At 71.4% G+C, this 6,154-nt stretch carries 5 protein-coding genes; 2 read left to right on the top strand and 3 right to left on the bottom strand.

Annotation, left to right across the window (positions count from 1 at the left end):
- Positions 1 to 5: 5 nt before the first annotated feature.
- The 3 genes from RIN80_RS06230 to RIN80_RS06220 all read right to left on the bottom strand — a co-directional run bounded on the left by RIN80_RS06230 (position 6) and on the right by RIN80_RS06220 (position 4,676).
- Entirely contained in the window at positions 6 to 1,334 is a 1,329-nt protein-coding gene (locus RIN80_RS06230; protein WP_309094481.1) for a class I SAM-dependent RNA methyltransferase, read from the bottom strand.
- 110 nt (positions 1,335 to 1,444) lie between these two features.
- Entirely contained in the window at positions 1,445 to 3,496 is a 2,052-nt protein-coding gene (locus RIN80_RS06225; RefSeq protein WP_309094480.1) for an APC family permease, read from the bottom strand.
- A 265-nt stretch (positions 3,497 to 3,761) separates the two neighbouring features.
- On the bottom strand, positions 3,762 to 4,676 hold the full coding sequence (locus tag RIN80_RS06220; RefSeq protein ID WP_309094479.1) for a PfkB family carbohydrate kinase: 915 nt from the start codon (positions 4,674 to 4,676) through the stop codon (positions 3,762 to 3,764).
- Positions 4,677 to 4,935: 259 nt separating this feature from the next.
- On the opposite strand from RIN80_RS06220, the gene RIN80_RS06215 reads away from it, so the two are divergent.
- Both RIN80_RS06215 and RIN80_RS06210 read left to right on the top strand, forming a co-directional pair.
- The gene (locus RIN80_RS06215; RefSeq protein ID WP_033308364.1) at positions 4,936 to 5,607 is read left to right on the top strand and encodes a TrkA family potassium uptake protein; all 672 of its coding nucleotides are present in this window, start codon (positions 4,936 to 4,938) and stop codon (positions 5,605 to 5,607) included.
- On the top strand, positions 5,607 to 6,154 hold a 548-nt coding region (locus RIN80_RS06210), incomplete at its 3' end, for a TrkA family potassium uptake protein (protein ID WP_309094478.1). The genes RIN80_RS06215 and RIN80_RS06210, both read left to right, overlap by 1 nt.

Below are 6,154 nucleotides of genomic sequence, written 5' to 3'. Positions count from 1 at the left end.
GCAGGTCAGAGCCCCTTTGCAGCAGGCTCCAAAATCGCCACGCACTCCACGTGATGCGTCATCGGAAACAGATCGAACGCCCGCAGCGTCCGCACCCGGTACCCGCCCTCCCGGAAGTACCCGAGATCCCGTGCCAGCGCCGCCGGATCGCACGCCACGTACGCGATCCGCCGTGCGCTCAGCGACGACAGGTGCTCCACCGTCTTGCGCCCCGCCCCGGCCCGCGGCGGGTCCAGGACGATCAGGTCGACCTCCGTGATGCCCGTGCGCGGCAGCACGCTCTCGACCTTGCCCTGCTCGATCCGCACGCGGTCGAAGTCGGCGAGGTTGTGGCGGGCGTCCTCCACCGCGCGCTTGCCGGACTCGATGCCGAGCACCGCGCCCTGGTCGCCGACCCGGTCGGCGAGGGCGCCGGCGAAGAGGCCGACGCCGCAGTAGAGGTCGAGCGCCATGTCGCCCTTGCGCGGCAGCAGGCCCTGCATGACGGCCGTCACCAGGGTGTCCGCCGCCTTCGGGTGGACCTGCCAGAAGCCGCCGTTGGCCACGCGGTGGGTGCGGCCGTCCGCGCGCTCGCGGACGAACGGGCGGCCGTGGACCCGGTGGACACCGCCGGAGCGCTCGTCGACGCGCAGGACGGACACCGGGCGGTCCAGCTCGACCAGCGGCAGGCGCGCGCCCGGCTTCGGCGTGAGGATCACCTGCCGGTCCTGCGAACCCGTCGCCGCGATCGCCTCGACGGAGTCCATGCCGGTCCAGTCGCGCTTCTCGACGCCCAGCTCGCTGACGCCCTCCGCGGCGATCATGCAGTGGTCGATCGGCTCGACCTCGTGCGAACGGTGCCGGCGCAGACCGGCCCGGCCGTCGGCCGTGACGGCGTACTGCACGCGCGTGCGCCAGGCCGGGACCTGACCCGCGGGCACCTTGTCGCCCTCGGCGGGCACCACCGTGCCGTCCCAGCCGGCCTCCTCCGGGGTGAGCCCGGCCAGCCGCTGGAGCTGCTCGGCGATCACGTCGGCCTTGAGCCGCCGCTGCGCCCCGGGCTTGGCGTGCTGCCAGTCGCAGCCGCCGCAGCGGCCCGGGCCGGCGTACGGGCAGGGCTCGTCGATCCGGTCCTTGGAGGCGTCGAGCACGCGCACCGCGTCGGCCCGCAGGAACCGCGCGCCCTCTTCGCCCTCGGTGACCCGGGCCACCACCCGCTCACCGGGCAGGGCGTGCCGGACGAACAGCACCTGGCCCTCGGACGTACGGGCGATGCAGTGGCCGCCGTGGGCGACGGGGCCGACCTCGACCTCGTACTCCTCCCCCACCAGCGACTTCCTCGGTTCTGCCTGCATGGCGGGGTGACTCCATAACGCGTGAGGGGCAAGTGCCGTACGGGAACGGCCGGACAACAGCCCACCAGTCTACGTGGCTGCGGCCCGGCCGATTCACACGCGCCGTCGGCTCACGGCTTGTGCTCGGTGGTCTCCTTCGACCGCACCTGCGCGGGGCCTCGACGCACCGACCCCGGCGCGTTCCACTCCTGCTGCCTGCGGGCCCGGCGCTTGGCCGCCTCGGAGGACTGCAGCTGGTACGGCACGGAGGTCACCATGATTCCCGGCGTGAACAGCAGCCGGCCCTTCAGCCGCAGGGCGCTCTGGTTGTGCAGCAGGTGCTCGTACCAGTGGCCGACGACGTACTCGGGGATGATCACGGAGACCGCGTCGCGCGGCGACTCCTTGCGCAGGCTCTTGACGTACTCGATGACCGGCCGCGTGATCTCGCGGTAGGGCGAGTCCAGGACCTTCAGCGGTACGTCGATGCCGCGCCGGTTCCACTCCTCCTGCAGCGCCTTGGTCTCGGCCGGGTCGACGTTGACGCTGAGGGCCTCCAGGGTGTCCGAGCGCATCAGCTTGGCGTAGGCCAGGGCGCGCAGCGTCGGGCGGTGGATCTTGGAGATCAGCACGACCGAGTGGACGCGGGAGGGCCGGACGCTGTCGTCGCTCGGGCCGTCGGGGGCGGCGATCTCGGCGGCGACCCGGTCGTAGTGCTTACGGATGGCCGTCATCGTCGCGTAGAAGATCACCATGCCGAGCAGGGCGACCCAGGCGCCGTGCGTGAACTTGGTGACGAGGACGACCACCAGCACCAGGCCGGTGAAGAACGCGCCGAAGGCGTTGATGGCGCGCGAGCGGATCATGTGGCGGCGCTTGGCCTGGTCCTTCTCGGTGGCCAGGTGGCGGTTCCAGTGGCGGACCATGCCGGTCTGGCTGAGCGTGAAGGACACGAAGACGCCGACGATGTACAGCTGGATCAGGCGGGTGGAGTCGGCGCCGTAGATCCCGACCAGCAGGGCGGCGGCGCCCGCGAGGAGCACGATGCCGTTCGAGAAGGCCAGGCGGTCGCCGCGGGTGTGCAGCTGGCGCGGCAGGTAGCGGTCCTGGGCGAGGATCGAGCCGAGCAGCGGGAAGCCGTTGTAGGCGGTGTTGGCGGCGAGGAAGAGCACCAGCGCGGTGGCCGCCGCCAGGACGATGAACAGGAAGCTGCCCTTGCCGAAGACGGCCTCGGCGACCTGGGAGATCACCGGGTTCTGCACGTAGTCGGGGCCGAGCGGGACGCCGTTGTGGATGAGGTCCTTGGCCGGGTTCTCGGCCATGCGCACGTCGGTCGCGGCGGCCAGGGCGATGATGCCGCAGAACATGGTGACGGCCAGCAGGCCCATCATGGCCAGGGTGGTGGCGGCGTTCTTCGACTTGGGCTTGCGGAAGGCGGGGACACCGTTGGAGATGGCCTCGACGCCGGTGAGGGCGGCGCAGCCGGAGGAGAAGGAGCGCAGCAGCAGGAAGACCAGGGCGAAGCCGGCCAGGCCCTGGTGCTCGGGCTTGATGACGTAGTCCGCGGTCGGTGCCCGCATGCTGTCGTCCAGGACGAGCCCGCGGAAGGCACCCCACGCGAGCATGGTGAAGACACCGGCGACGAAGACGTACGTCGGGATCGCGAAGAGGGTGCCCGACTCGCGCACGCCGCGCAGGTTCATCAGGGTCAGCAGCACGATCACGCCGAGGGCGCAGGCGACCTTGTGCTCGACGACGAAGGGGATCGCGGAGCCGAGGTTCTCGATGCCGGAGGAGATCGAGACGGCGACGGTGAGGACGTAGTCCACGAGCAGCGCGCTGGCGACCGTCAGGCCCGCCTTGGGGCCGAGGTTGGTGTTGGCCACCTCGTAGTCGCCGCCGCCGCTGGGGTAGGCGTGCACGTTCTGCCGGTACGAGGCCACGACGGTGAACATCAGGACGACGACCGCGACCGCGATCCACGGACTGAAGTGGTACGCCGTCACACCCGCGATCGACAGGACGAGCAGCACCTCGCCGGGGGCGTACGCCACGGAGGACAGCGGGTCGGAGGCGAAGACGGGGAGTGCGATGCGCTTCGGCAGGAGCGTTTCCCCGAGCCGGTCACTGCGCAGTGCGCGCCCGATCAGGATCCGTTTGGGCACGTCGGTCAGTTTGGACACAACAGAGGATCGTAAGCGTTCGAACGCGGGGCCGCCCACCCGCCACCCCTCATCGGCGTTCCCTCTGCTCTCCGAGTGAATTCACCGGCTCGTGCGGCTGCGGATTCCGCAGGTCACGCCACTTCCATGCCTATATGACTAAGCCCGTCCCCGACCTGGCCGTCACCGCCCCAGGAGGCCCTCATGCACACCCCCGCGGAACTGATCGGCGCCACAGCCACACTCGTCGTCCTCGCGATCCTCACCTTGGCGAGCGTGCGCAGCATCAGCCGCCGGTGAGCAGCCGCGCCACCCCGGCCCGCAGTTCCTCGGGTCCGATGCTGTCCGTGCGGGTCGACGGAACCGTGCAGGCGTAGGCGCCGGCCACCGCGCCGTGCAGGGCACAGCGGTGGGGTGGTTCGCCGGCGAGCCAGGCGCGGAGGAACGCGGCCGCGAAGGCGTCGCCCGCACCGTTGGAGTCGACGACCGGGGCCGGGGGCGTGGCGGCGGGCACGCGGGTCAGCGCGCCGTCGGCCAGCAGGTACGCCCCGTCGGCGCCGGCGGTGGCGACGACGGCCCGGGCGCGGCCCCGTTCGGCGATCCGCCGCATGACCGCCTCCGGGTCGGCGAGGGCCGCACTGGAGAGGAAGACCAGGTCGGCCTGGTGGGCGAACGGCTCGTGGTACGGGTTCACCCCGTCCCAGTCGTGCAGGTCGGTGGAGATCGTGACGCCCGCCGCGCGCAGCACCGGCAGCGCGTGGACGCACGGCTGGGTGATGACGACGTGGGCGTGCCGGCTCGCGGACGCCAGTTCCCGCACCGTCGCCTCGGGCAGCCGGTCCGTCTCCGCCGAGCGCGTGGCGTCGTACAGGGACAGCCGCCGCCCGTCGGGGTCGACGAGGTTGACCGCGCGTTTGGTGCCGAGCGGCTGCGGGACGGCGGTGAGCGGGACGCCCCGGTCGCGGTGGAGCGCCCGGACGAGCTCGCCCTCGGGGTCCTCGCCGAGCATGTCGAGGTGGTGCGTGCGCAGCCCCAGCCCGCTGAGCGCCAGTGCGACGAAGTCGCCGCTCTGGCCCGCGCGCGTCACGATCCCGGGCCGGATCATGTGGCTGTCCGCGTAGGGGACGGGTAGTTCGGGCACGTGCACGATCGTGTCCACGCCCGCACCGCCCAGCACCAGGACGTCGATCTCGGTGGTCATGACAGATTCCTCCCCGCCCGGGATCGCGCCGAGACCCCGGCAGGGCCCGCGGCAACGCCCCCCGCTTTGCCGATACGTTGGAGTCGGGCAGCCGGACGCGGCACCGCCCCCGGAGGGCATCATGGCGTGATTCCACCGGCATGATGTTGCCTGGCGGCCCGCACTCAGGCCGCGACGTGTTGCCTGGCGAGCCGAAAGAGAGACATGAGCACGACATTCATGAAGGCCAGAGAGCCTGCAGGAAGCGCGGTGTGACGCGATGCATATTGTCATCATGGGTTGCGGAAGGGTGGGTTCCGCTCTGGCCCAGAACCTCGAGCAACAGGGGCACACGGTCGCCGTGGTCGACCAGGACCCCACCGCCTTCCGCCGGCTGGGCTCGGGGTTCGGCGGCCGTCGCGTCACGGGCGTCGGCTTCGACCAGGACACCCTGCGCGAGGCGGGCATCGAGGAGGCCGGCGCCTTCGCCGCCGTCTCCAGCGGTGACAACTCCAACATCATCGCCGCCCGCGTGGCCCGTGAGATGTTCGGCATCGAGAACGTCGCCGCCCGCATCTACGACCCCCGCCGCGCCGAGGTCTACCAGCGCCTGGGCATCCCCACCGTCGCGACCGTCCGCTGGACGGCCGACCAGATGCTGCGCCGGCTGCTCCCCTCCGGCGCCGAGCCGCTGTGGCGCGATCCGACCGGCGGTGTCCAGCTCGCCGAGGTGCACACCTCCACCGCCTGGGTCGGCCACAAGATCAGCCGGATCCAGGAGGAGACCGGCGTGCGCGTGGCCTTCCTGACCCGGCTCGGCGAGGCGGTCCTGCCCACCTCGCAGACGGTGCTGCAGGAGGGCGACCTGGTGCACGTGATGATGCGCACCGACGAGGTCGACAAGGTCGAGGCGGCGTTCGCCAAGGGTCCCGAAGAGGAGGGCGGTCACTGATGAGGGTCGCCATTGCCGGAGCCGGCGCGGTCGGCCGCTCGATCGCGGGCGAACTGCTGGAGAACGGCCACGAGGTCCTGCTGATCGACAAGGCGCCGACCGCCATCTCGGTCGAGCGCGTCCCGCAGGCCGAGTGGCTGCTCGCCGACGCCTGCGAGATCACGTCCCTGGACGAGGCGGCGCTCCAGCGCTGCAACGTCGTGATCGCCGCGACCGGCGACGACAAGGTGAACCTGGTCGTCTCGCTGCTGGCCAAGACGGAGTACGGCGTCCCGCGCGTCGTCGCCCGGGTGAACAACCCGAAGAACGAGTGGCTGTTCAACGAGTCATGGGGCGTGGACGTCGCCGTCTCCACGCCGCGTCTGATGTCGGCCCTGGTCGAGGAGGCGGTGAGCGTGGGCGACCTGGTCCGCCTGCTCCGCTTCAGCCACGGCGACGCCAACCTCGTCGAGCTGACCCTGCCGGAGGAGTCGGCCCTGGCCGGCACGCAGGTGGGCGACGTCGAGTGGCCCGAGGACACGTCCCTGGTCACGATCATCCGCGGCAC

This window comes from Streptomyces sp. (assembly GCF_031181705.1).
In the GTDB taxonomy this organism is placed as follows: Bacteria; Actinomycetota; Actinomycetes; order Streptomycetales; family Streptomycetaceae; genus Streptomyces.
The sequence above is the reverse complement of the archived record's forward strand: the minus strand, read 5'-3'. Positions and strand labels throughout refer to the sequence as shown.

Coding starts and splice junctions, on each gene's coding strand:
- RIN80_RS06230 (WP_309094481.1), bottom strand. CDS start 1,334: ATGCAGGCAGAACCGAGGAAGTCGCTGGTGGGGGAGGAGTACGAGGTC.
- RIN80_RS06220 (WP_309094479.1), bottom strand. CDS start 4,676: ATGACCACCGAGATCGACGTCCTGGTGCTGGGCGGTGCGGGCGTGGAC.
- RIN80_RS06215 (WP_033308364.1), top strand. CDS start 4,936: ATGCATATTGTCATCATGGGTTGCGGAAGGGTGGGTTCCGCTCTGGCC.